Below are 24599 nucleotides of genomic sequence, written 5' to 3' on the forward strand. Positions count from 1 at the left end.
GGTGCGCGAATACCTGCTGGTGCTGCTGGTGGCCGCCGGCGTCACGTACGTCGGCGCCAGCCTCGCGCGCCGGTTGGCCTTCCGCTGGAACGCGGTGGCGCTGGTGCGCGAGCGGGACGTCCACACCACCCCCATTCCCTACTTCGGGGGAGTGGCCATGCTCGCCGGCACCACGGCAGCGCTCCTCCTCGCGACGAACCTGCCCTGGCTGGGGCGTTTCGAGCTGGTCCAACGCGACGCCTGGGCCGTCTTCTGGGCGGGGCTGCTGATCTGCGCCGTCGGGGTGGTCGACGACCTCTTCGAGTTGGGGGCCCTGGCCAAACTGGCCGGCCAGACCCTGGCCGCCGGCATCGTGGTCCTGAACGGGGTGAAGTTCTACTGGATCCCCCTGCCGGACCGCATCATCGCGCTCGACAACGTGGCAGCGATCGCACTGGCGGTGTTCGTGATCCTCGTCTGCGTCAATGCCATCAACTTCATGGACGGGCTGGACGGCCTCGCGGCCGGGGTGGTCGGGATCGGCGCGGCAGCGTTCTTCGTCTACGCCTACCTGCTCAGCTACGTGCAGGACCTCGTCCGCGCCACCACCAGTTCGCTGCTGACGGTCGTGGTCGTGGGAGTGTGCCTGGGCTTCCTCCCGCACAACGTCCACCGGGCGCGCATGTTCATGGGTGACTCCGGCTCGATGCTGCTGGGCTTCCTGTTCGCGACGTCGATGATCAGCCTGACGGGCCAGCTGGATCCCTCCCGCATCAACGCCAGCTGGGGAGCGCTCATCTCGTCCTACCTACCGCTGCTGCTGCCACTGGCGGTGATGGCGCTGCCGTTCCTCGACCTGCTCTCCGCCTACATCCGCCGCACCGCGGCCGGACGCCTCTGGTACCAGGCCGACAAGCAGCACCTGCACCACCGGATGCTCGAACTCGGGCACCCCCACCGCGTCGCGGTGGCGCTGCTCTGGCTGTGGGCGGGCGCCATCGCCTTCGGCGTGGTCATCATCGGTATCTCGGACGCCTGGTGGTCCACCCTCGTGCTGCCCGTCGGGGTCGCCCTCGCGGCGACGCTCACCTTCCTGCCCCAATGGAGGGCTCGGCATGCCTGAGAAGACCGTGTCCCGCCGTGCCCTGAGCCCGAACGTGCGCCGCGCCCAGCACCTGTTGCAGGCGGGACTGGTCGGCGCGCACGTGGCGGCCTTCCCGATCGTGGGCCTGTTCCTCGCGCTGTCCGGCACCGACGCGGCGGCCACCGCCGCGATCGGGGCGGCCGTGACGGTCGCTTTCTACACGATCGCACTGGCGGTTCAGGTGGTCGTGGCTGACGCCTCACCCAAGGTCGTGCTGTTCGCCTGGTTCGCCTCCTACGTGACCCGGGTGAGCCTGTTGGGCCTGGGCCTGGCCGCGGTCCTGGCACATGCCGACCGCTGGGCGTGGCTCGACCCGGTCGCCCTGTTCGTCTCCGTCGTCGGCACGGTCATGGGCTGGCTCGGACTGGAGCTGTGGGTCTACTCCCGGATGCGGGTCCCCGTCTACGACGATCCGTCGTAGTCGGGCGGGCGAAACTCGATGTGACGGGGTGACCAACCCGTTGCTAATGTCTAGTCCCGCACCCGGTTGAAGCCTTGGCAGGCGGCCCGGGCCAATGTCCGGAAGGTACTGCAAGGAGGCACTATGGGTGGGCTCAATGGGCTGATCCTTCCGCTGGAGGTCGGCGCTTGGCCCCCGGGCGAACACAGCTTCACCTCTCGTCCGCTGTTCCCGGGTCTTGCTCCCGACTGGGTGAACAACCATGTGGCCCAGGCCGTCATCGGCGCCCTGCTCGTCGTCCTGTTCTGGATCTGGATGGCTCGCGGCCAGTCCGTCGTCCCGGGCAAGAAGCAGACGCTCGGCGAACTGATCTACGACTTCGTCCGCAACGGCATCGCTCGCGACATCCTCGGGCCGGAGTTCCGCAAGTACCTCCCCCTGCTGCTGACGTTGTTCTCCTTCATCCTGGTGAACAACCTGTTCGGTGAGTTCGCGCTGTTCATGTTCCCGACGTTCTCCAAGATCGGGTTCGCGTGGGGCCTGGCCCTGGTGTCCTGGCTCGTCTACAACGGGGCGGGCATCAAGAAGCACGGCCTGTTCGGATACCTCAAGCACGCGACGCTCCCCGCCGGGGTGCCGAAGTTCCTGTGGCCGCTGATCATCCCGCTGGAATTCCTCTCCAACATCATCGTCCGGCCCCTCACGCTCGGCCTGCGTCTCTTCGCCAACCTGTTCGCCGGCCACCTCGTCATCGTGGTGTTCGTCGTCGGTGGCACGATGCTGCTCACCGCGGCGGACCAGATGGGCACCAACTTCCCGGTCCCGGTGCTGAACGTCGCCGGCGTCGTGTCGATCCTGTTCAGCTTCGCGATCTTCGCCCTGGAGCTGCTGGTCGGCGCGATCCAGGCCTACATCTTCACCGTCCTGACCGCCCAGTACGTGTCCTCGGCGATCGCCGAAGATCACTAAACCCGTAGAGCTTTCGTCAGAAAGAAACCATCCGAAAGGAACGAACCATGCTCCTCTCCTCCCTCTTGGAGATCAACGGCTCGATCAACATGATCGGCTACGCGCTGGCGACCCTCGGCCCGGCCCTCGGTGTGGCCTGGATCTTCGCGTCGGTCATCAACGGCACCGCGCGTCAGCCCGAGGCCCGTGGCGCCATGATGGGCACCGCGTGGATCGGCTTCGCCGTGGTCGAGGCGCTCGCCATCATCGGCATCGCGCTCGCGTTCGTCCTCGGCTGATCTGAGGCCACACATGCTGCCCTTTGCCGTGGAATCGCCCCTGGGCCCGCTCCTCCCGGAGCACCCGGAGGAGCTCCTCGTCGGCATCGCACTCTTCCTGATCATCCTCGCGGTGATGTGGAAGGTGGTCGTGCCGATGTTCGAGAAGACATACGCCGAGCGCACGGCCGCCATCCAGGGCGGCATCCAGAAGGCCGAGGCCGCCCAGGCCGAAGCCGCTGCGGCGCTCGAGGAGTACAAGGCCCAGTTGGCCACCGCTCGCGAGGAGGCCTCGCGCATCCGCGAGGAGGCCAAGACGCAGGGGGCCGCCATCGTGGCGGACATGCGCCAGCAGGCCACGGAGGAGAGCAGCCGACTGCTCGCCAATGCCAAGGCCCAGATCGAGGCCGAGCGCGCCGCGGCCGTCGGCTCGCTCCGCAGCGAGATCGGCGGGCTGGCGACCACCCTCGCCGGTCGCATCGTCGGTGAGTCGCTGGACGACGACGAACGCGCCCGCCGCACGGTGGATCGCTTCATCGCCGACCTCGAGTCCCAGCCGGTGGAGCGGGCATGAGCGCAGCCGCCGAGTCCCGCCTTAAGGCCCTGGACGCCGTCCTGGACGGACTGCCGGCTTCCGAGGCCCTGGCCGACGAGCTGTTCGCCGTCGTGGAGGCCCTGGGCGCCCAGCCCACCCTCCGCCGTGCGCTGACCGACCCGTCCACGCCGGACGTGGTGCGTTCCCAGCTCACGCAGTCGCTGTTCGGGGGTCGTGTCAGCGGGGCGACGGTGGCCGTTCTGTCCGAGGCCGCGCGTGCCCGTTGGGGGAGTTCCGGGGCTTTCGTGTCGGCGCTGGAGCGTCAGGGCGTCCGCGCCCTGCTCCGCACCGCCCAGGACGCCGGGCAGCTCGATGAGCTGGAGGACCAGCTCTTCAAGGTCGAGCGCCTCGTCGACGGAAACCCCGAGCTGCGCAGCACGCTCGGTGATCGCCGGACGCCGGTCGAGGCCCGTCAGGGCCTGCTCGGTGACCTCCTCGAGGGCAAGGTGCTCCCGCCCGTCGTCCGCCTCGCCCGTAGGGCGGTTGCGGCACGGAAGCGCACCTTCGACCTCACCGTCGAGGACTACCTGAAGTCGGCCGCCGAGCTGCGCGAGCGCGCGGTGGCCACCGTGAGGGTGGCCCGACCGCTCACCGCGGAGCAGGAGGCACGCCTGAAGGCGGCCCTCCAGCGCCAGGTGGGTCGTGACGTGAACCTGCGCGTGGTCCTCGATCCGGGGGTCATCGGCGGTGTGCACGTGTCCCTGGGTGACGAGGTCATCGAAGGAACCGTGGCTGGGCGTCTGACCGACGCGCAGCGCAAGCTGGCCTGACGGCCAACCCAGACCTGATTACAAGCAAGCAGCGACGCAGCGAAGGAACGCATTCGACATGGCGGATCTGACCATTCGTCCCGACGAGATTCGGGATGCCCTCGACCGGTTTGTCTCCAACTACACTCCGGACACCTCCACCCGTGAGGAGGTCGGCACCGTCGTGACGTCCGGTGACGGCATCGCCCGCGTCGAGGGCCTGCCCTCGGCGATGGCGAACGAGCTGCTGGAGTTCGCCAACGGCACTCTCGGCATCGCCCTCAACCTCGACGTCCGTGAGATCGGTGTCGTCGTGCTCGGCGACTCCGAGGGCATCGAGGAGGGCTCGCAGGTGCGTCGCACCGGCGAGGTGCTCTCCGTGCCCGTCGGCGACGGCTACCTCGGCCGGACCGTGGACGCGATGGGCAACCCCATCGATGGCCTCGGCGAGCTCGTGGACACCAACGAGCGCCGGACGCTCGAGCTCCAGGCCGCCGGCGTCATGGACCGCCAGGAGGTGCGTGAGCCGCTGCAGACGGGCATCAAGGCGATCGACGCCATGATCCCGATCGGCCGTGGCCAGCGTCAGCTGATCATCGGCGACCGCAAGACCGGCAAGACCGCGATCGCGATCGACACGATCATCAACCAGAAGGCCAACTGGGCGACCGGTGACCCCAAGCAGCAGGTCCGCTGCATCTATGTCGCCGTCGGTCAGAAGGGCTCGACGATCGCAGCCCTCCGCAAGACGCTGGAGGAGGCCGGTGCGCTGGAGTACACCACCATCGTCCACGCCCCGGCGTCCGACCCGGCCGGCTTCAAGTACATCGCGCCCTACGCGGGCTCGGCCATCGGCCAGCACTGGATGTACCAGGGCAAGCACGTCCTGATCATCTTCGACGACCTGACCAAGCAGGCCGAGGCCTACCGTGCCATGTCGCTGCTCCTCCGCCGCCCGCCGGGCCGCGAGGCGTACCCCGGTGACGTCTTCTACCTCCACTCCCGCCTGCTCGAGCGCTGCGCCAAGCTGTCGGACGAGCTGGGTGGCGGGTCGATGACCGGTCTGCCGATCATCGAGACCAAGGCCAACGACGTGTCGGCCTACATCCCGACCAACGTGATCTCGATCACCGATGGCCAGATCTTCCTGCAGTCCGACCTGTTCAACGCCAACCAGCGTCCCGCGATCGACGTCGGCATCTCGGTGTCCCGTGTCGGTGGCGCCGCGCAGATCAAGGCCATGAAGGGTGTCGCCGGCACGCTGAAGATCAGCCTGGCCCAGTACCGTGACATGCAGGCGTTCGCCATGTTCGCCTCCGACCTGGACGCCGCGTCGCGCCGTCAGCTGGACCGGGGCGCCCGCCTCACCGAGCTGCTGCGCCAGGGCCAGTACCGCCCGTACCCGGTCGAGGATCAGGTCGTCTCGGTCTGGGCCGGCACCAACGGTCACTTCGACGACATCGCCGTCGAGGACGTCCTGCGCTTCGAGGCCGAGCTGCTGGAGCACCTGCGTCGCAACACCTCGATCCTGGCCACCATCGCCGAGACGAAGAAGTGGGACGACGACACCGCGCGTGCGGTCCTTGCCGAGATCAACAAGATCAAGGAGGGCTTCAAGGCCAGCGACAAGGGCGCCCCGGCGGCCGACCAGCCCGGCGTGAAGGCGCTCGGTGACGACGAGGTCGACGCCGAGAAGATCGTGGTCAAGAAGGGCTGAGCATGGCGTCCAGTCTGCGGGAGCTCCGGCAGCGACGAAAGTCGGTGTCGGCCACCAAGAAGATCACCAAGGCGATGGAGCTCATCGCTGCGTCCAAGGTCATCCGGGCGCAGCAGGCGGCCACCAAGGCCTTGCCGTACACGCGGGAGTTGAACCGGGCGGTCTCCGCCCTGGCGACGCGCTCGCCCCAACTCGAGCACCCGCTGACCACGCGCATCGAGCGGCCGCGCCGTGCGGCGCTGCTGATCCTGACGTCCGACCGTGGCATGAACGGCGCCTTCAACTCCAACGTCCACAAGGCCGGAGCCCGCATGCGGGCCCGCCTCGAGGAGCAGGGGATGGAGGTCAAGCGCTACGTCGTGGGCCGCAAGGGCATCGGGTACATGAAGTTCCGCCAGATCTCCGTGACCCAGTCGTGGGACGGTTTCAGCGATGCACCGACCTTTGCCCACGCGCACGAGATCGCCGACGTCCTGATCAAGGACTTCCTGACCCCGTACGAGGAGGGCGGCGTCGACGAGATCCACGCGGTCTACACCCGCATGGAGTCGATGCTGACCCAGTCCCCGCGTGTTCGGAGGCTGTTGCCGCTGGAAGTCGTCGAGGGCGTGACCGAGTTGGGGGAGCACGACCACGTCCCCCAGTACGAGTTCGAGCCCGACGTCGAGACGGTGCTGGACGCCGTGATGCCGGTCTACGTCCGGAGCCGCGTCTGGTTCTACCTGCTGCAGTCGGCGGCGTCCATCCTGGCCAGCCAACAGCGGGCCATGAAGTCGGCCACCGACAACGCGAACCAACTGATCGAATCCCTGACGCGTGAGGCCAACCAGGCGCGCCAGGCGGAGATCACCCAGGAAATCACCGAGATCGTCGGTGGCGCCAGCGCGCTCGCCGAGTCGAGCGCCCAGGACTGAGGCGAGAGAGGCAACCATGACCCTGACTGCTGAGAACCCCACCACGACCGGCGTCGGCCGCGTTGCGCGTGTCATCGGCCCGGTGGTGGACGTCGAGTTCCCCGCCGACCAGATGCCCGACATCATGAACGCGCTGAAGATCAAGATCGACGCCGGCGAGCTCTCCCGTGAGATCACGGCCGAGGTCGCGCTGCACGTCGGCGACAACATCGTCCGCGCCATCTCCCTGAAGCCGACCGACGGCATGCGCCGCGGCACCGAGGTGGTCGACACCGGCGCCCCGATCTCCGTGCCGGTCGGTGACGTGACCAAGGGCCGCGTCTGGAACGTGATCGGCGACTGCCTCAACGAGGACCTCGTCGCGTCCGGCGTCGAGATCAACGAGCGCTGGCCGATCCACCGCTCGGCCCCGAAGTTCGAGGACCTCGAGCCGAAGACCGAGATGCTGGAGACCGGCATCAAGGTGCTCGACCTGCTGACCCCGTACGTCAAGGGTGGCAAGATCGGCCTGTTCGGCGGCGCCGGCGTCGGCAAGACCGTCCTCATCCAGGAGATGATCTTCCGCATCGCCCACAACTTCGGTGGCACCTCCGTGTTCGCCGGCGTGGGTGAGCGCACGCGCGAGGGCAACGACCTCATCAACGAGATGATCGAGGCCGGCGTCATGAAGGACACCGCCCTCGTGTTCGGCCAGATGGACGAGCCGCCGGGCACCCGCCTCCGCGTCGCGCTGTCGGCCCTGACCATGGCGGAGTACTTCCGCGATGTGCAGAACCAGGACGTGCTGCTCTTCATCGACAACATCTTCCGGTTCACCCAGGCCGGCTCCGAGGTGTCCACGCTGCTCGGCCGCATGCCGTCCGCCGTGGGTTACCAGCCGAACCTCGCCGACGAGATGGGCCAGCTGCAGGAGCGGATCACCTCCACCCGCGGTCACTCCATCACCTCGATGCAGGCCATCTACGTCCCCGCCGACGACTACACCGACCCGGCCCCGGCCACGACGTTCGCGCACCTGGACGCCACGACCGAGCTCTCGCGTGACATCGCCTCGCGTGGTCTCTACCCGGCCGTGGATCCGCTGACCTCCACCTCGCGCATCCTCGACCCGCAGTACGTCGGTCGGGAGCACTACGACACCGCCACCCGCGTGAAGCAGATCCTGCAGCGCAACAAGGAACTGCAGGACATCATCGCGATCCTCGGTATCGACGAGCTGGGCGAAGAGGACAAGATCGTCGTGGGCCGTGCCCGCCGCATTCAGCAGTTCCTCTCCCAGAACACCTACATGGCCACCAAGTTCACCCAGATCGAGGGATCGACGGTGCCGCTGGCGGACACCATCGAGGCCTTCAAGATGATCTGCAACGGCGAGGTCGACCACATCGCCGAGCAGGCCTTCTTCAACGTCGGTGGCATGGACATGGTCATGGAGAACTGGGACCGCATCCAGAAGGAAGGCTGAGCATGGCGTTCGACTCCAGCCCGCTCCGGGTCGAGGTGGTCAGCGCCGATGGGCTCATCTGGGAAGGTGAGGCCGTCCAGGTCATCGCTCGGACGACCGAGGGTGACCTGGGCATCCTGGCCCACCACGAGCCGTTCTTCGGCGTCCTGGTCCCGTCGGCCGTGGAGATCATCACGAACGACGGCAACCGTGAGATCGTCGCCGTCGACGGTGGCTTCATCTCGGTCGCCGAGAACCGCGTCTCCCTGCTGAACGCCTACGCGCGCCTCGCGCGTGAGATCGACCAGGCGGAGGCCGCGCACCAGCTCAACAACGCCCAGTTGGCGTTGGAGAAGGGTGATGTCAGCACGGAGACGATGCAGATGTACCATCGTGCCACCGCGCAGGTACGGGCCGCCGAGAAGGCGGCCGGTCGGCGCTGACGATGGACGGGGGTGTGGGTGCCTGACTGGTGGAGCTGGACCGCGCTGGCGGTTGGCCTACTGGCCGCGGGTGCCCTCATCCCCGTCATCTGGTTGATCGTCCGCCGGCGCTGGTTGGCGGGCAAGGGGCGCATCTTCGAGTGCTCCCTCAAGCGTCCCGGAGCGGGCTGGACCCTCGGTGTCGCCCGCTTCCGTGGCAATGACCTCGAGTGGTATCGCGTCTTCTCCCTGTCGCTGCGTCCGCGCGTGACGTTCCACCGGCACGAGACGCGCGTCCTGACGGTGCGGAAGCCCACGGCGTCCGAGTCGACGGAACTGTACGACGGGCACCTTGTCACCGAACTCGCCGGGCACAATGCCGGTTATCTCCTGGCCATGTCCCGACCGGACCTCACCGCCTTCTCCAGCTGGACGGAGGCGGGTGCTCCCGGGCGCTCGTCCGGCGGTGACCCGTTCAGCTAGGCGTCGAGGTCGGCCTGGGCGGCCGCGATCTTCTCCCGCTGGCGCCTGGCCCGGTCGCCGACCGGGGCGCGGTCCTTGCCCGGCACCCACAGCACGTCGCCGGCGTCGGTGTTGGCCACCCGACCCAAGATGAACAGCAGGTCCGAGAGCCGGTTCAGGTAGGTCAGGGCCAAGGGGTTGATGCCACCGGGCTCCTCTCCGCGGGCGACCTCGAACCCGTAGGCCTCGGCCGCGGCCCAGCCGGTACGCTCCGCCCGACGGACGACCGTCCGTGCGAGGTGCAGGTACGCCGCGCCGGGCGATCCGCCGGGGAGGATGAAGCTGACCAGGTTCGGAAGAGCGGCACCGAACTCGTCACACCAGGCCTCGAGCCGGTCGATGCTGGCCTGGTCGATGCGCAGCGGCTCCCACTTGGGCTCTGCGACGACCGGGTTGGAGAGGTCCGCGCCCAGGTCGAACAACTCGTTCTGCACCTCGCGCAGTACCTCCACGACGCCGTCGGGCAGTCCGCCGAGCGTGGTGGCCAGGCCGAGGACCGCGTTGGCCTCGTCCACGTCCCCATAGGCCTCCACCCGCGGGTCCGTCTTCCTCGTCTCGGACAGGTCGGAGAGTCGTGTGCTGCCCCCGTCGCCCGTGCGGGTGTAGATGCGCGTCAAGTTGACCATGCACCCACCCTAATGTGAAGTTGGGAGGGTGACTCCACGTCTCCTCGCCGCCGCGTCCGCGGCCGCCGTCCTCCTCGCTGTCGCCGGCTGCGCCCAGTCCCCGCAGTCCACGCGCGCGCCCCAGCCGCCCGGTTCCTCGGTGGCCGCCAGGACCCCTGAGTCCGCCGCGCTCGGCACCGTGAACTGTGAGTATCGCCCCGGTGGGCAGCCCGCGAAGCCCGTCGACGCGCCCGACGGCAAGGACGTTCCGGCCACGGGGACGTCCTCGGTCGTCATCGACTTCGGTGACGCGAAGGTCAACGTCACGCTCGACCGCGCGGTCGCGCCGTGCACGGTGCACTCCTTCGAGAGCCTCGTCGCGCAGGGCTACTACAACGGCACCGAGTGCCACCGGTTGTCCACCCAGGGCATGTTCATCCTGCAGTGCGGGGATCCGACCGGAACCGGCACCGGACGTCCCGGCTACAGCTTCGACGACGAGCTCGAGCACACGACGGGGTATCCGGCCGGCGTGCTCGCGATGGCGAACGCCGGACCGAACACCAACGGTTCGCAGTTCTTCTTCGTGTACCAGGACACCCCGCTGTCCCCGAACTACACGGTGTTCGGCACGATGGACGAGGCCGGGACCCAGGCGATCAGCGACCGGGCGTTCCAGGGCCACGACTCGAGCAACGGTGACGGCACGGGGCGCCCCAACCTGCCGACCGTGATCAAGTCGATCACCAGCGGCTAGGGACGGTGGGGGAGTTCAGCTCCCCAGTTCGGGGCGGAGGCTGGCCAGGAACATGGCCAGCGACTGGGCGACGGCCTGCGGCTGCTCCGCGTGCAGCCAGTGCCCGGCGTTCTTGATCGTCACGAGCCTCGTGCGGGGGAACAACGCCTTCATCGCCGGCATGTGCTCCTCGGTGACATAGCCCGACTCGCTGCCGCGCAGCCACAGGACCGGGCCGTCGTAGGTGCCGCGGACACCGAGGGGCCAGCCGCTGATCAACGGCAGCGCGCGGTCGAGCAGGTCCAGGTTGGGCAGCCACCGCCATCCGCCGGGTGACCGGTGCAGGTTCTGCAACAGGAACGCGCGGACGCCGGCGTCCGTGACGGCGCCGGCCAGTGCGGCGTCGGCCTCCGCTCGGGTGTCGAACGAGGGGACGTCGAGGGCCTTCAGGGCTCCGATCAGGCGATGGAAGCCGTAGCCGTGGGAGGAGTCGTCCGGTGCGATGTCGAGGACGGCCAAGCCGCGCACCAAGGAGGGGTGCCGCAGGGCGATGGCCATCGCGGTCTTGCCCCCCATCGAGTGGCCCACCAGGGTCACCGCGGCTCGGGGGCCGAGTCGGTCGCGCAGGTCGGCGGCCACGGCGTCCGCCATGGTCACGTAGCCGAAGTCGTCCGTCCACGGGCTGCGTCCGTGGTTGGGCAGGTCGTACAGGAGCCCCGGTTCCGTGTCGGCGACCGCCTTGGCGATGGTGGCCAGGTTCTTGCCCTGCCCGAGCAGTCCGTGCAGGTAGGCGACCCGCGGCGTCCCCTTGCCGATGGTCGTGGCGTGCAGTTCCACTCAACCCCTCCGGTTCCAACAGGCGGTGTGCCAGTGCCGCCGGGCGTCGACGGCCGACGAACTCCCGACGTGGGGGGTGCTCGGCCACGCCACGACGTGGGCCGCGCCGACCGGGATGGTCCGGTGGCAGTCGGGGCACGTGTAGGCCTTCTCCGACCGGCCCGCGGCCAGGGCTTGGACGACCCAGCCCCCGTCGCGCTTGGTCTCGGCCCTGGCGAACGACGTCGACAGCGGACGCGCAGGGCGCAGGTGCTTGCTGGGACGTCGGGCCATGCTTTCGATCGTAGACGGTAGGCTCGCGTGGTGCGTCTCATGATTGCCCGCTGCCAGGTCGACTACGCCGGCCGTTTGTCGGCGCACCTGCCGATGGCGAAGCGGCTCATCCTGCTCAAGGCGGACGGGTCGATCTCGATCCATGCCGACGACCGGGCCTACAAGCCCCTCAACTGGATGAACCCGCCCTGCACGATCGTCATGCGCGAGGCCGCCCCGGACGTCGAGGACGAGGCGGAGCTGGAGCAGGTGTGGGAGGTCCAGAACAAGGACTCCGACAAGCTCGTCATCTCGATCGCCGAGGTGCTGCACGACTCCAGCCACGAGTTGGGCGTCGACCCGGGTCTGGTCAAGGACGGCGTGGAGGCCCACCTGCAGGCGCTTCTCGCCGACAACCCGGCCACGTTCGGGGACGGTTGGACGCTCGTCCGGCGCGAACACATGACAGCGATCGGGCCGGTGGACATCCTATTCCGGGATGCCGACGGCGCCCACGTCGCGGTCGAGGTGAAGCGGCGCGGTGAGATCGACGGCGTGGAGCAATTGGCGCGCTACCTCGAGTTGTTGAACGCCGACCCGCACCTACGACCCGTCCAGGGCGTGTTCGCGGCCCAACAGATCAAGCCGCAGGCCAAGGTCGTCGCGGCGGCCCGCGGTATCGCGTGCGTGACGGTCGACTACGACGCGCTGCGCGGGTTGGACGATGCGGAGGACCGGCTCTTCTAGCGGTTGTCACCGCGGGGGCCGCGGGCCGGCGAGGCCGTGTGGACGCGCTGCCGGGCAGCTGCTACGCACGGTCGAGTGCCGGGACCACGACCTCGCGGTACAACAGCAGCAGGGACGCCACGGTCGGGATCGCCAACAGCGCACCGGGGATGCCGAACAGGATGCCGCCGGAGATGGCCGCCAGGACGACCAGCGGGCCGGGCACGTTGACCGATTTGGAGAAGATCCGCGGCTGCAGGAGGTACGCGTCGATCTGCTGGTACAGGATGAAGAACACGAGCGCGATGACGCCGGTGGTCGTGTTGTTGGAGAAGGCCACCAGCGACACGATCAGCATCGAGATCGTCGGGCCGACGAGCGGGATGAACGCGAAGATCGCCACCACGACCGAGAGCGCCAGCGACAGCGAACCCAGGCCCACCGCGTTCAGGAACACGAACGCGGAACCGCTCGCCAGCAACACCACGGTGAAGAGCCCGGACATGTAACCACCGATCCGGCGGAACATCTCCCCGGCCAGGTACCTCACCCGCGGACGCCGCGACGCCGGCGCGAGCTGGTAGATCGTCTGCTTGATGGACGGCAGCGAGGCGAGGAACCACAGCGTGAGCACCAGGGTGACGATGAGGCTGAACACGACGTTCGCGATCGCGGCACTCGCGCCGAGGATGCCGCCGAACAGGCCCTCCACCCACGCGCCTGACGTCAACACCAGACTCACCCGGTTGATCACGTCGTACTGACGATCCAGCTCGGCGACCTGGGGGTTCTCGCGCAGGCCCTGGAGGTAGCCCGGCGCGTTCTGGATCAGGATGTTCACCTGATCGGTCAGCAGCGGCAGCACGGCCCAGGCGCCCAGGGCCATCGCCACGACCAGCGCCAGCGCCACCACGGCCACGGCCAGCCCGCGGGCGGTGCCGTGTCGGTGCAACGCCTCGACCAGGGGGTTGAGACCGAGCGCGAGGAACAGCGACAGCACGACGAGGATCAGCACGGACTGCAGCGCCACCACGGCCCCGACCAGGCCGAAGGCGACGAGGCCGCCCAGGGTGAGGAGGAATCCGATCTGGAACGGGTTGCGATACAGCAGGCTGGTCGGCCCGGGTGCCGTGGTCGCGAGTCCGAGCTCGCGCTCGGGGTCGCCCGGCGTCAGCTGGCTCGCCCGGCGCAGGCGTCGCCACCACCGGCGCGGGGGTGGGCCCTCGACGGACGGGGGCGGGGTGCCGGTTCCGGACGGGGGGGTCACCTCTTCGGTGGGGACCGGCGTGCCGGACGCCGCGGGTTCAGGCGCGTCGTCCCGGGCCTCCTCGGACGGCTCGGGATGGGTGCCGGGCGTCACCGACCGTCCTGACCCTCGTGTTCGTCGGCGCGGGGCCCATCGGACTGTTGTTCCGCGGCCTCGAGCGGCTCGTCGACGCTCGCGTCGGCGCCGAACTGGGGCTCCTGGGTCAGGGAGTCGGGGATGGGTCCCGTCATCTCGTCCTCCGGGAACTCGCTGGCGGTTTCCGTGGCGAAGGTCGACAGCTGCGCGAGCTGGGTCAGCAGCGCCTGCTTGCGCTGGCGGAGGTGGCGGTTCTCCCGCTTGAGTTGGTCGTTCCGGGCCACGAGCTCGGAGTCCACCTCGGCGAGCCTGGCCTCGGCGTCCGCCCTGGCCTGGGCGACGATGCCGGCCGCCTCGGTGATGGCGCCGGACTTGATGTCCTCCGCCTCGGCGTACGAGGCGTGCTGGCGCCCTCTCAGATCCTCCGAGGCCTTGGTCAGCGCGGCCATCAGCTCCTCGGAGCGGGCGCGGGCCTCGGCCGTGGCGGCGGTCAGCCTCTCGCTCAGTTGGGCCTGCTCGGCGTGGAGTGAGGACACGAGCTGTTCGCGCTCGGCGGCGTAGGCGGCGCGGGCGTCGGCGACTTCGCGTGAGGCGGCCTCACGGAGCATCTCGGCCTCGCGCCGCGCGCCCTCGAGCAACGCGGCGGCCTGTTGCTCGGCGTCCTTGAGGACGGTGGCGTGGTGGGAGTCCGCAGCCTCACGGAGGCCCTGGGCCTCGGTGCGGGCGGCCTCCAGTTCCTGGGCCGTCTGGCGCTCCAGGTCGTCGCGGAGCACCTTGATGGAGGCGATGCCCTCCTGGCGAGCGGCCTCGGCGGTCTGGGCCGCGTCCGCCCGGGTGCGCTCGGCCTCGGCCTGGGCGTCCGCGAGGATGGCGCGGGCCCGGCCCTGAGCCCTCTGGAGGAGTTCGCCGGCCTGCGCCTCGGCGACCTTCAGGAGGTGGGCGGTGTGGGCACCGAGCTTGCTGAAGTCGGTGTCGTCCACGCGCAGGTTGGCAGCGGTCAGCTCCCGCTGGACCTCGCGCATCTGGTGCTTGGCGACGGACAGCTGGCGCTCCAGGTCGCGGATGTACTCGTCCACGGCCTTCTTGTCGTACCCGAGCATCGCGTTGGGGAATCCGCGCACAGCGCTGGCGTTCTGGTCGAACAGGTCGAGCCCGTGCTGCTCTTGCTCGTTGGTCACGGTACGTCCTCTCAGGGCTCCGACAGGGTGTGGAGATGTCCCGATGCTACCCCGGGGATCATGCCTTGCGGGCGGCGACAGGCCCGCCGACGTGTCAGCCGGCGGGCCCGCCCCCTGGTGCGGGAAAGGTCGATCAGTGCGCGGCTTGCGCCGCCGGCTCGACGAGCTCCAGCAGCACGCCGCCGGTGCTCTTGGGGTGCGCGAACTGGATGCGCGAGCCCCCGGTGCCGATCTTCGGCTCGTCGTACAGCAGGGTCACGCCACGCTCGCGGAGGGTCGCGCTCACGGCGTCGATGTCCTTGACGCGGTAGGCGAGTTGCTGGATGCCACCGCGTCCGCCGTTCTTGGCCAGCCACTTGCCGATCGTCGAGTCCTCCGACAGGGGGCCGAGCAACTGGATCTGGGCGTTCTCGGCGTGCTGGTCACCCGTACCCAGCATCGCCTCCTCGACGCCCTGCTCCTCGTTGGTCTCACGGTGGAGCACGCGCCACCCGAAGACCTCGGTGTGGAGCTTGATGGCCTCGTCCAGGTTGGGGACGGCGAGGCCGACGTGGTCGATGCAAACAAACAGGTCGGAGTTGTCCATGGACACCATCCTTCCACCAAGCTCGACGCCCCGGGTGGCGGTTGCCGCTGCCCACCCCGGCGCGTTGTGCAGGGGAACGGGTCGGATGTACGGCAGACTTCACGGGTAACCATCGATCGACCAGACTTCCCCCTGGAGGCCGCCATGGGTAAATGGATCCGCACGGTCCTGCTCGCCCTTCTTGTCATGTTCGCCATCTTCTACCTCTACACGCGGCCCGAGTCGGCCGCGGAGTTCGTGAAGATCATCGTCGGCACGTTCGACTCGATCGGACGATTCTTCGACTCGCTGGCCCGAGGCTGACATGGCGGGTCTGTCGCGATTCCTCCACCCCGAGGCGTCGCGCCGGATGCTCGTCGACGAGGGCGAGTTCATCGTCGACGAGGTGAGCCGCCACTGGGTCACGCGGGCGGTGCCCGTCCTGGTCGTCGTGGCGGGCATGCTCTGCTTCGCCGCCATGCCGTGGCTCCGTGCGGCCTGGTGGGTCGGGCTGTTCGTCGGGCTCGGGCTCGGGGGCTACGGGTTCTACCGGATCCACCTCGAGTTCATGGATCGCTTCGTCATCACCAACATGCGCGTCTTCCGCGTGAACGGCGTCGTCGACCAGCACATGGCGACGATGCCCATTGCGCGCATCCTGGACATCTCGGTGCGCCAGACCTTCCTGGGGCAGCTGCTGGGCTACGGGCACTTCGTGTTCGAGTCGGCCGCCCAGGACCAGGGCCTGAAGCAGATCAACTTCGTGCCCGACATCGAGCGGCGCGACCTCACCATCCAGCGGGTCATCCAGCGGGCCGGCCTTCGCGCCCGCATGGAACCGGTGGAGGAGTACGACGGCGTCTGACGCGTCCGTCCCGCGGGCTGTCGGGGGTCGTTGACGCCCCCCCAAGCGCATTTCCGGGTGGCAGATCCCCAAGAATCCTCGGGGATCTGCCACCCGGAAATGCAGTTCAGCGGTCTACCGCCACCCTCACCGCAGGACCCCGTCGACGACCTCCTTGGCCTCCTTCTGGACCTGGGCCAGGTGGTCGGCGCCCTTGAAGGATTCCGCGTAGATCTTGTAGACGTCCTCGGTGCCGGACGGGCGCGCCGCGAACCAGGCGCTCTCGGTGACGACCTTGAGACCACCGATGGCCGCCCCGTTGCCGGGCGCCTCGGTCATCTTCGCCACGATCGCCTCGCCGGCCAGCTCGGTCGCCGCGACGTCGGCGGGGGAGAGCCGGCCCAGCTTGGCCTTCTGCTCCCGGTTGGCCGGGGCGTCGATGCGGGCGTAGGCGGTCGTGCCGAACTCGGCCTCGAGCTCCGCGTAGTGCTGGGACGGGGTCTTGCCCGTCACCGCGAGGATCTCCGAGGCCAGCAGGTCGAGGATGATCCCGTCCTTGTCGGTCGTCCAGGCCTTGCCGTCGAGCGTGAGGAACGATGCTCCCGCCGACTCCTCCCCGCCGAAACCGATCGAGCCGTCCGACAGGCCGGGAACGAACCACTTGAAGCCGACCGGGACCTCGACGAGGTTCTTGCCCAGCTTGCGGGCCACGTTGTCGATCATTGAGCTGGACACCAAGGTCTTGCCGATGCCGGCCGCGGGGTTCCAGCCGTCCCGGTGGCTGAACAGGTACTGGATCGCGACCGCGAGGTAGTGGTTCGGGTTCATCAGGCCGGCGTCCGGCGTCACGATGCCGTGGCGGTCGGCGTCCGCGTCGTTGCCCGTCGACAGGTCGAACCGGTCGCGATTGTTGATCAGGGACGCCATGGCGTACGGGCTGGAGCAGTCCATCCGGATCTTGCCGTCCCAGTCGAGCGTCATGAACGGCCACGCCGGATCGACCACGCGGTTGATGACGGTCAGGCCGAGGTTCATGGTGTCGGCGATGTACTCCCAGTACTGGACGGAGGCCCCGCCCATGGGGTCGGCCCCGATGTTCAGCCCCGCGCCACGGATGGCGTCCAGGTTGATGATGTTGACGAGGTCCTCGCAGTAGGGCGTCCGGTAGTCGTGGCGCGTGATCTCGGCGGCGGCCCGCTCGTAGGGCGTCCGCTTGATCGACCTCCAGTCGGCCATCAGCTCGTTGGCGCGGGCGGCGATCACCTTGGTGGCGTCGGAGTCGGCCGGGCCGCCGTGCGGCGGGTTGTACTTGAAGCCGCCGTCGGCCGGCGGGTTGTGGGACGGGGTGACCACGATGCCGTCCGCGCGGGGGCCGTCGTTGTCGCGGTTGTGGACGATGATCGCGCGGGACAGCGCCGGGGTCGGCGTGTACTCGTCCTCACGTTCGGCGCGGACGTCGACGCCGTTGGCGTGCAACACCTCGAGCGCGGTCTTCCACGCCGGCAGGGAGAGCCCGTGGGTGTCCTTGGCGATGAACAGCGGGCCCGTGATGCCTTGGGACGCGCGGTACTCGACGATGGCCTGAGTGGTCGCCGCGATGTGCGCCTCGTTGAAGGCGGTCTTCAGCGAGGAGCCCCGGTGGCCGGACGTGCCGAACACGACCATCTGGTCCGGGTCGGCCGGATCGGGGACGAGGTCGTAGTACGCCGAAACGACGTCGTCGACGTTGATGAGATCTTCCGGCAGCGCGAGCTGCCCAGCGCGAGCATGAACCATGGCTCCATCTTGCCCGCGGTCCGGCGTGAGCGGGCCGCGTCCCAACGATTTCGGGGCGGTGGAAGAATGGGGCCATGACTTCTGTGCCGTTCCGTGGTGGAGCCATCGACCTGTCCGCGCTCAAGCCCGCCCCACCCGCGCCCGCGGGTGCCGTGTGGTGGGTCGAGGCGGACGACCAGACCTTCGAGTCCCACCTCGCCCTGTCCATGCAGCACCCGCTGGTGGTGGAGTTCTGGTCTCCGCGCGCGCCCAGCGGGGCCCAGCTGTCGGCGGACCTGAAGTCGCTCGCCAACGAGGCGGCCGGCGCCTACCTCCTGGTCCGGGTGAACGTCGACGAGGCGCCCAATGTCGCCCAGGCCCTCCAGGTCACCGCCGTGCCGATGGTCGTCGGCGTGGTCGCCGGCCAGTTGGCACCGATGTTCCAGGGCACCACCGAGAAGGCGCAGGCCAAGGCGGTCATCGACCAGCTCGTCATGCTGGCCCAGCAGAACGGACTGTCGGGGCGTGCGAAGCCGATCGTCGCGGACGTCGCGGCCGCTGCCGGTCCCGACCCCCGCTTCGAGGCCGCCGACGCCGCGCTCGAGCGCGGCGACTTCACCGCTGCGGTGGCCGAGTTCGAGAAGCTGCTGGCCGCGAACCCGGCCGATGCCGAGGCGTCCGCCGGCAAGGCGCAGGCCAGCCTGATGGTGCGTCTCCAGGGCACGGACGCCGCCGCGACCGTGGCCGCTGCCGAGGCCGACCCCGCCGACGTGGACGCCCAGCTGGCCATGGCCGACCTCGAGGTCGCCAGCGGACGCCTCGAGCCCGCCTTCGCGCGGCTGGTCGAGGCCGTCCGGCTGACCGGCGGTGCCGAGCGCGACCGGATCCGCACCCGGCTGCTGGAACTCTTCGAGATGGTCGGCGGGTCTGAGCCCGCCGTGCTCAAGGCCCGCCGCGACCTGATGAGTGCGCTCTTCTGACCCGGCCCCGCCGAGTCTGATCGACCTCCCCGGCGCGGCCCGCCCTAACCCGTGTTCCGCAATCCGGCGGCCACGCCGTTGACGGTGACCAGCAGCGCACGCTGGAGAACGTCCGACACGTCGGCTCCGGCTGCGTCCAGCTCCCGGACGCGCCGGAGCAACTCCACCTGCAGGTAGCTGATCGGGTCGAGGTACTGGTCCCGGACGGCCAGCGTCCGCTGCAACCGCGGCTGGCGGTCGAGCAGCGTCGTCTCGCCGGTGAGCCGGGTGACCTCGGCCACCGTCAGCTCGAACTCGGCACGGATCGCGTCGAAGACGTGCCGCAGGTTCTCGGGCACCAGGGATTCGACGTAGTGCGCCGCGACGTCGAGGTCGGTCTTCGCCAGCGTCATCGAGACGTTCGAGACCACAGCCGCGAAGAAGTGCCAGCTGCGCAGCATCTCGACGAGGTCCTCCTCGTGCCCGGCGTCGCGGGCGGCCCTGAGCCCCGACCCCACGCCGAACCAGCCCGGGATGATCTGGCGCGACTGCGTCCAGCCGAACACCCACGGGATGGCCCGGAGGCCTTCGATGCCGCCGCCGGAGTCGGGCCGCTTGGAGGGCCGCGAGCCGATCTTGAGCGCGCCCAGCTGGTCCACCGGCGTGCTGGCGAGGAAGTAGGCGGGCAGGTCGGGATCGTCGACGAGGCCCCGGTACGCCTCGAAGGCGGCGTCCGAGGCCAGCTGGAGCACGCCGTCCCAACGGCGGAGCGTTTCGGCCGACTGGCGGGGGGCGGTGTGCAGGGCCGTGCTCTCGAGCACCGCAGCCAGGGCGAGGGCCAGGTTGTCGCGGGCCAGCGCCGGCAGCGCGTACTTGTCGGAGATGACCTCGCCCTGTTCGGTGAACTTGATGGTGCCGTCCAGCACGCCGTACGGCTGGGCGAGGATCGCGTCGTACGTCGGCCCGCCACCGCGTCCGACCGAGCCGCCGCGTCCGTGGAACAGCCGCAGCTGGACGCCGTGGCGACGAGTGACGTCGCGGAGCTTGCGCTGGGTCTGGTGGATCTCCCACTGGGAGGTGAGCACGCCGGCCTGCTTGTTGGAGTCCGAGTAACCGAGCATGACCTCGAGTCGGTTCCCGCGCAGTTCCACCAGCCGACGGAAGGACGGGTCGGACAGCAGGTCGTCGATGAGCTCCGCGGAAGCGCGCAGTTCCGCGACCGTCTCCAGCAGCGCCACGAAGCCGATGTCGGCGTGGGCGCCGGCGCCGTCCGCGCCACCGTGCAGTTCGACCAGACCGGCCTCACGCGCGAGGATCACGGCGGCGAGGATGTCGTCGACGCCCTGGGTCATCGAGACGATGTAGGTCTCGATGACCGAGGAGCCGTATCGTGCCTGCGCCTCGCGGATCGCGCCGAACACGCCGAAGGTCTTGGCGGCACGCCCGGTCAGCGGCGGGTTCGGCCCGGTGAGCGGGCGCCGTGCGGCCAACTCGGCCGACAACACCCTGCGGCGCTGCTGCCGGGAGAGGTCCGCGTAGGGCACGGCCACCTCACCGACGTGGTCGATGAGCGCCCCCAGCGCCTCGTGGTGGGCATCGGCGTGCTCGCGCACGTCGAGCGTGGCCAGGTGCAGGCCGGTCGCCGCCACGGCCTGCATGGCGCCCCGGACGCGGCCGTGCCCGGCCAGGCCGGCGTGGTGCGCCTCCAACGACTCGGCGACCAGCGCGAGGTCGGCCAGCAGTTCCTCGCCGTCGGCGTAGTCCCGGCCGGGCTCGTGTGCCGAGCCGGACCGGGTGCGTGCCCGGGTGTTGAGCAGCTTGGCGCGGACGCAGGTCAGCTTCAGGCGGTAGGGCTCCTCGGCGTTGATCGCCAGGATGTGGCGGTCCAGTCCGGGCAGGTTGTCGAGGTCCGCCCGCAGGGACTCGGCGAGCGCCTCACTGATGGCGGCGTGCCGCGTCGACACGGAGAGGTCCGTCGCGAGGGCGTCCACCACGGCGAGCGCATGGGTGATCGCGTGCTCGTGCTGCAGGCGCAGCACGTCGCGGGTCACCTCGGGGGTGACGAAGGGGTTGCCGTCACGGTCGCCGCCGATCCACGAACCGAAGCGGACCGGTGTACCGGCAGGGTCCAGGTCGACGCCGTGGTCGTTGCAGAGCGCGGTCAGGTCCTCGAGGACGGCCGGGAGCGCCTCGGCGGTCAGGGCGTCCAGGTAGTACAGCGCGTTCCGGGCCTCGTCCACCGGGGTGGGGGAGGCCAGCCGCAGCTCGTCGGTCTGCCACAACAGGTCGATGGTCTCGGCCAGGCGCGCGTCCTGCCGGCGGCGGCCGGCCGAGCCCTCCTCGGTGGCGACGGCCAGGACGTCCGCGACGTCCTTGAGCTTGAGCAGCACCGACCGACGGGACGCCTCGGTCGGGTGGGCGGTGAAGACCGGCCGCAGGTCGGTGGCGGCGATCGTGCGCGCCAGCAGTGCGGAGCCACCCTCGGCCACGATGGCCGCGACGGCACGCTCCAGCCACCCACTGGCGGCTTCTGCGGCATCGATGGAGCGCACGCGGTGCACCTGCTCTGCGGTGTTGGCGAGCTGGAAGTAGGTGGCGAAGGCCCTGACCAGCGCGGTCGCCTCGTCGAGGTCCAACCCGGTGAGGGTGTCACGCGCGGACGCCGCCGCGTCGGGGGAGGACTGGGTGCGCGCCTCCTTGATCTGGACGCGGACCTGTTCGACGAGGTCCAGCAGCCGCTGGCCACCCTGCCGGACGAGGCTCTCGCCCAGCAGGGTGGAGACCCGCCGGACGTCGGAGCGCAGGGCGGGATCGATGGAGCTCTCGTGCGTATCGCGGTCGTTCACGGTGCCACAGCTTGTCACACCTCGGGCTGGGTGACGCGGCGTCCCACCGGGACGGGGGAACCGCCCTCCAGGTAGCGCGTCCGACCGTCCGCCAGGCCCGCCAGCGCTCCGCGCAGGCGGCCCACGGCGAACGGGGCGAGGTGTCGCTCGGCCTCGCTCGGCTCCAGCCAGTGGATCGCCAGGATCTCCTGGCCGTCGGCCCGAACGGCCGCGACTTGGGCGTCCGTCAGCGGGGGAGCACCGAAGATGAGTTCGGTGGCGTCCTCCCAGCCGAGGTGGGGGCGCAGCCAGTCGATGGCGAGCACCCGGTCAAGCACCACCTCGATGCCCATCTCCTCGACGATCTCGCGCTCGCACCCGACGCGCGGCGACTCGCCCGGTTCGACGATGCCGCCGGGGAATTCCCAGTCCTCCTTGAAGGACGTCCGGCACAGGGCGATGCGACCCGCGCCGTCCACCAGCAGGGCATGGGCGATGAGGCGCTTGCGTGGCGTGACCGAGTTCATCACGGAGGTGAAGGTGTACTGGTCGTCCCCGGTGTCGGTGACGAGGAGGGAGAAGACGGCGACGTCCTCGCCGCGCCGGATGCCCTCGCGGTGGAAGCCGGCCCGGTAGAAGGCCCGCCGGACGGGAAGCGTCTCGGGCGACATCGGGACGTGCGCCTCGACGCGGGCGAGTCCGTCGGAGAAGGCGGCGGATGCCGCGGCCGTGAGCGCAGAAGGGTCCGGGACCCCCTCGAAGGAGAGGATCCCGGACCCGGGGTCGACGTGCAGTCGCACCTACTCGGACGCCTCGACGTCCTCGACGACGACCGGCGTGGTCACGTCGATCGCATCAGCGTCCACCTCGACGACGTCGGAGAGGACGGCGCCCTCCGGGCTGCCCTCGGCGTTCACGATCGCACGGCGCGGCTCCGCCTCGGACTCCGCCTCCGCCTCCGCGACGGACTCGTCGGCCTCGAGACGGAAGAAGACCGCACCCAGTGGGGGCACCTGGACCGTCGCCCGGGCCGGGTACCCGCCCCACGGGCCCTCATGGGCGTCCACCCCGCCGAAGTTGCCGATGCCGGAACCGTCGTAGATGGCCGCGTCGGAGTTGAAGATCTCGCTCCACCGACCGGCTTGGGGCAGGCCGATCTCGTAGTCGTACCAGGGCTCGGAGCTGAAGTTCACCACGACGGCGATCTGCTCGCCCTCGCCGTCGCGGCGGACCCAGCTGTAGGCGTTGCGCCCGGCGTCGTCGGCGTTGATCCACTGGAACCCGTGCGGGTCGTTGTCCAGCTTCCAGAACGCGGGGTGCGACCGGTAGAGCTCGTTGAGGTCCTTGACCATGCGCTGCAGCCCGTGGTGGCCCCACAGGTCCGAGACCCACCACTCCAGGCTGACGGCCTCGTTGAACTCGCTGCGCTGGCCGAACTCCTGGCCCATGAACAGCAGCTGCTTGCCCGGGAAGGCCCACATGAACGAGTAGAACGCGCGCAGGGTGGCGAACTGGCGCCACGCGTCCTGCGGGATCTTGTTGATCATGGAACCCTTGCCGTGCACGACCTCGTCGTGGGAGATCGGCAGGATGAAGTTCTCGCTGTACTGGTAGACCATCGCGAAGGTCATCTCGTGGTGGTGCCACTGGCGGTAGATCGGCTCCAGCGCGAGGTAGCGCAGGCTGTCGTTCATCCAGCCCATGTTCCACTTGAAGCCGAAGCCGAGGCCGCCCAGGTTGGTGGGCTGGGTGACGCCGCCGAAGCTCGTCGACTCCTCGGCGATCAGGGTGACCCCGGGGACGCGCTCGTAGAGGTGGCGGTTGACGTAGCGCAGGAAGTCGATCGCCTCGAGGTTGTGGTTGCCGCCGAACTCGTTGGGCACCCACTGGCCCGGCTCACGGCTGTAGTCGAGGTAGAGCATGGACGCCACGGCGTCGACGCGCAGGGCGTCGATGTGGAACTCCTGCACCCAGTACAGGGCGTTGGAGACCAGGAAGCTCTTCACCTCGTTGCGACCGTAGTTGAAGATGTAGGTGCCCCACTCGGTGTGCTCGCCCTGACGAGGGTCGGAGTGCTCGTACAGCGCGGTGCCGTCGAAGCGGCCCAGCGCCCACTCGTCCTTCGGGAAGTGACCGGGCACCCAGTCGAGGATGACCCCGATGCCGGCCTGGTGCAGGCGATCGACGAGGTAGCGGAACTCGTCCGGCTTGCCGAGGCGGCTCTGCGGCGCGAAGTAGTTGGTGACCTGGTAGCCCCAGCTCGGCTCGAACGGGTGCTCGGTGACCGGCATGAACTCCACGTGCGTGTAGCCCTGCCACGTGACGTACTCGACGAGCTCTTCGGCCAGCTCGAGGTAGGTCTTGCCCTTGCGCCAGCTGCCGAGGTGGACCTCGTAGACGGACATCGGCTCGACCTGCATGTTCTTGGTGGCGCGATTCGCCATCCACTCGTCGTCGCCCCAGCCCATCTTGGAGGTGTAGACGATCGAACTGTTGGCCGGTGCCTGCTCGGCGAAGAACGCCATCGGGTCGACCTTCTCGCGCCACACGCCGTCCGCGCCGAGGATGTTGTACTTGTACAGCGTCCCGTCGCCGACGCCCTCGACGAAGAGGGCCCAGACGCCGGAGCCCGGGACGAGGTGCATCTGGTCACCGGTCCACCAGTTGAAGTCGGCGTTGATGCGGACCTCACGGGCGTTCGGTGCCCACACGGCGAAGCGGATGCCGGTGACGGGGCCACGCTCGTCGTCATTGATCGTCACCACGTGGGCGCCGAGGCGCTTCCACACCTCGGTGTCCCCACCGTTGTGGAATCCCTCCAGGTCCCACCCGGTCAAGCCGCCGAACGGATCGTGTGCCATCG

Annotated in this window: 26 protein-coding genes; 16 read left to right on the forward strand and 10 right to left on the reverse strand. The window is 69.3% G+C overall.

The window, feature by feature from the left end; genetic code table 11:
- Position 1 precedes the first annotated feature (1 nt).
- From AC5YDA_RS03220 to AC5YDA_RS03270, 11 genes are all read left to right on the forward strand, one after another.
- Complete coding sequence (locus AC5YDA_RS03220; RefSeq protein ID WP_496192745.1) at positions 2 to 1102, forward strand: glycosyltransferase family 4 protein; 1101 nt, start codon at positions 2 to 4, stop codon at positions 1100 to 1102.
- Positions 1095 to 1544, forward strand: coding sequence for a Cg1360 family ATP-synthase-associated protein (locus AC5YDA_RS03225; protein WP_496188777.1), 450 nt, complete (start codon positions 1095 to 1097; stop codon positions 1542 to 1544). Before AC5YDA_RS03220 ends, AC5YDA_RS03225 begins: the two co-directional genes overlap by 8 nt.
- A gap of 123 nt (positions 1545 to 1667) precedes the next feature.
- A complete protein-coding gene (gene atpB / locus AC5YDA_RS03230) occupies positions 1668 to 2492 on the forward strand; it encodes a F0F1 ATP synthase subunit A (protein ID WP_496188776.1) in 825 nt (274 codons plus the stop codon).
- A 47-nt stretch (positions 2493 to 2539) separates the two neighbouring features.
- Positions 2540 to 2770, forward strand: coding sequence for an ATP synthase subunit C-like protein (locus AC5YDA_RS03235; protein ID WP_496188775.1), 231 nt, complete (start codon positions 2540 to 2542; stop codon positions 2768 to 2770).
- Positions 2771 to 2783: 13 nt separating this feature from the next.
- Positions 2784 to 3323 (forward strand): F0F1 ATP synthase subunit B, encoded by a 540-nt coding sequence (locus tag AC5YDA_RS03240; RefSeq protein WP_496188774.1) that lies wholly within the window; start codon positions 2784 to 2786, stop codon positions 3321 to 3323.
- A complete protein-coding gene (locus AC5YDA_RS03245; protein WP_496188773.1) occupies positions 3320 to 4114 on the forward strand; it encodes a F0F1 ATP synthase subunit delta in 795 nt (264 codons plus the stop codon). Before AC5YDA_RS03240 ends, AC5YDA_RS03245 begins: the two co-directional genes overlap by 4 nt.
- 58 nt (positions 4115 to 4172) lie before the next feature.
- Entirely contained in the window at positions 4173 to 5810 is a 1638-nt protein-coding gene (atpA, locus tag AC5YDA_RS03250; RefSeq protein WP_496188772.1) for a F0F1 ATP synthase subunit alpha, read from the forward strand.
- A 2-nt stretch (positions 5811 to 5812) separates the two neighbouring features.
- Entirely contained in the window at positions 5813 to 6724 is a 912-nt protein-coding gene (locus AC5YDA_RS03255) for a F0F1 ATP synthase subunit gamma (protein ID WP_496188771.1), read from the forward strand.
- A gap of 16 nt (positions 6725 to 6740) precedes the next feature.
- Entirely contained in the window at positions 6741 to 8189 is a 1449-nt protein-coding gene (gene atpD, locus AC5YDA_RS03260) for a F0F1 ATP synthase subunit beta (protein ID WP_496188770.1), read from the forward strand.
- Positions 8190 to 8191: 2 nt separating this feature from the next.
- Complete coding sequence (locus AC5YDA_RS03265; RefSeq protein ID WP_496188769.1) at positions 8192 to 8611, forward strand: F0F1 ATP synthase subunit epsilon; 420 nt, start codon at positions 8192 to 8194, stop codon at positions 8609 to 8611.
- A gap of 18 nt (positions 8612 to 8629) precedes the next feature.
- Positions 8630 to 9073: a DUF2550 domain-containing protein gene (locus AC5YDA_RS03270; protein ID WP_496188768.1), complete on the forward strand. Its 444-nt coding sequence runs from the start codon at positions 8630 to 8632 to the stop codon at positions 9071 to 9073.
- On the opposite strand, the gene AC5YDA_RS03275 is transcribed toward AC5YDA_RS03270, so the two are convergent.
- Positions 9070 to 9738 (reverse strand): cob(I)yrinic acid a,c-diamide adenosyltransferase, encoded by a 669-nt coding sequence (locus AC5YDA_RS03275; RefSeq protein WP_496188767.1) that lies wholly within the window; start codon positions 9736 to 9738, stop codon positions 9070 to 9072. The two genes, AC5YDA_RS03270 and AC5YDA_RS03275, sit on opposite strands and share 4 nt — an antisense overlap.
- A 28-nt stretch (positions 9739 to 9766) precedes the next feature.
- Between AC5YDA_RS03275 and AC5YDA_RS03280 the strand changes: the two genes are divergently transcribed.
- On the forward strand, positions 9767 to 10474 hold the full coding sequence (locus tag AC5YDA_RS03280) for a peptidylprolyl isomerase (protein WP_496188766.1): 708 nt from the start codon (positions 9767 to 9769) through the stop codon (positions 10472 to 10474).
- Positions 10475 to 10489: 15 nt separating this feature from the next.
- Here the strand turns inward: AC5YDA_RS03280 and AC5YDA_RS03285 are convergent, their stop codons facing one another.
- Together AC5YDA_RS03285 and AC5YDA_RS03290 are read right to left on the reverse strand one after the other, a co-directional pair.
- Positions 10490 to 11290 (reverse strand): alpha/beta fold hydrolase, encoded by an 801-nt coding sequence (locus AC5YDA_RS03285; protein WP_496188765.1) that lies wholly within the window; start codon positions 11288 to 11290, stop codon positions 10490 to 10492.
- On the reverse strand, positions 11291 to 11563 hold the full coding sequence (locus AC5YDA_RS03290; RefSeq protein ID WP_496188764.1) for an Rv1322 family protein: 273 nt from the start codon (positions 11561 to 11563) through the stop codon (positions 11291 to 11293).
- A gap of 39 nt (positions 11564 to 11602) precedes the next feature.
- Between AC5YDA_RS03290 and nucS the strand changes: the two genes are divergently transcribed.
- Positions 11603 to 12289, forward strand: a complete 687-nt coding sequence (nucS, locus tag AC5YDA_RS03295) for an endonuclease NucS (protein WP_496188818.1) — start codon at positions 11603 to 11605, stop codon at positions 12287 to 12289.
- 61 nt (positions 12290 to 12350) lie between these two features.
- Here the strand turns inward: nucS and AC5YDA_RS03300 are convergent, their stop codons facing one another.
- The 3 genes from AC5YDA_RS03300 to mce all read right to left on the reverse strand — a co-directional run bounded on the left by AC5YDA_RS03300 (position 12351) and on the right by mce (position 15374).
- Entirely contained in the window at positions 12351 to 13628 is a 1278-nt protein-coding gene (locus tag AC5YDA_RS03300; protein ID WP_496188763.1) for an AI-2E family transporter, read from the reverse strand.
- Positions 13625 to 14788, reverse strand: a complete 1164-nt coding sequence (locus AC5YDA_RS03305) for a DivIVA domain-containing protein (RefSeq protein ID WP_496188762.1) — start codon at positions 14786 to 14788, stop codon at positions 13625 to 13627. Before AC5YDA_RS03305 ends, AC5YDA_RS03300 begins: the two co-directional genes overlap by 4 nt.
- Before the next feature lie 133 nt (positions 14789 to 14921).
- On the reverse strand, positions 14922 to 15374 hold the full coding sequence (mce, locus tag AC5YDA_RS03310; protein WP_496188761.1) for a methylmalonyl-CoA epimerase: 453 nt from the start codon (positions 15372 to 15374) through the stop codon (positions 14922 to 14924).
- A gap of 144 nt (positions 15375 to 15518) precedes the next feature.
- On the opposite strand from mce, the gene AC5YDA_RS03315 reads away from it, so the two are divergent.
- Together AC5YDA_RS03315 and AC5YDA_RS03320 are read left to right on the forward strand one after the other, a co-directional pair.
- On the forward strand, positions 15519 to 15677 hold the full coding sequence (locus AC5YDA_RS03315) for a hypothetical protein (protein ID WP_496188760.1): 159 nt from the start codon (positions 15519 to 15521) through the stop codon (positions 15675 to 15677).
- Between the two features lies 1 nt (position 15678).
- Positions 15679 to 16218 (forward strand): PH domain-containing protein, encoded by a 540-nt coding sequence (locus AC5YDA_RS03320; protein ID WP_496188759.1) that lies wholly within the window; start codon positions 15679 to 15681, stop codon positions 16216 to 16218.
- Positions 16219 to 16344: 126 nt separating this feature from the next.
- Here the strand turns inward: AC5YDA_RS03320 and pgm are convergent, their stop codons facing one another.
- On the reverse strand, positions 16345 to 17973 hold the full coding sequence (gene pgm / locus AC5YDA_RS03325; RefSeq protein WP_496188758.1) for a phosphoglucomutase (alpha-D-glucose-1,6-bisphosphate-dependent): 1629 nt from the start codon (positions 17971 to 17973) through the stop codon (positions 16345 to 16347).
- A gap of 74 nt (positions 17974 to 18047) precedes the next feature.
- On the opposite strand from pgm, the gene AC5YDA_RS03330 reads away from it, so the two are divergent.
- Positions 18048 to 18932: a tetratricopeptide repeat protein gene (locus AC5YDA_RS03330; protein WP_496188757.1), complete on the forward strand. Its 885-nt coding sequence runs from the start codon at positions 18048 to 18050 to the stop codon at positions 18930 to 18932.
- A 44-nt stretch (positions 18933 to 18976) separates the two neighbouring features.
- Here the strand turns inward: AC5YDA_RS03330 and ppc are convergent, their stop codons facing one another.
- The 3 genes from ppc to glgB are packed head-to-tail and all read right to left on the reverse strand — an operon-like array spanning position 18977 to position 24597.
- A complete protein-coding gene (ppc, locus tag AC5YDA_RS03335; RefSeq protein ID WP_496188756.1) occupies positions 18977 to 21757 on the reverse strand; it encodes a phosphoenolpyruvate carboxylase in 2781 nt (926 codons plus the stop codon).
- 14 nt (positions 21758 to 21771) lie between these two features.
- Positions 21772 to 22536 (reverse strand): NUDIX domain-containing protein, encoded by a 765-nt coding sequence (locus tag AC5YDA_RS03340; RefSeq protein WP_496188755.1) that lies wholly within the window; start codon positions 22534 to 22536, stop codon positions 21772 to 21774.
- Positions 22537 to 24597: a 1,4-alpha-glucan branching protein GlgB gene (glgB, locus tag AC5YDA_RS03345; protein ID WP_496188754.1), complete on the reverse strand. Its 2061-nt coding sequence runs from the start codon at positions 24595 to 24597 to the stop codon at positions 22537 to 22539.
- Between the last annotated feature and the right edge of the window lie 2 nt (positions 24598 to 24599).

This window comes from Propioniciclava sp. LT294 (assembly GCF_059516005.1).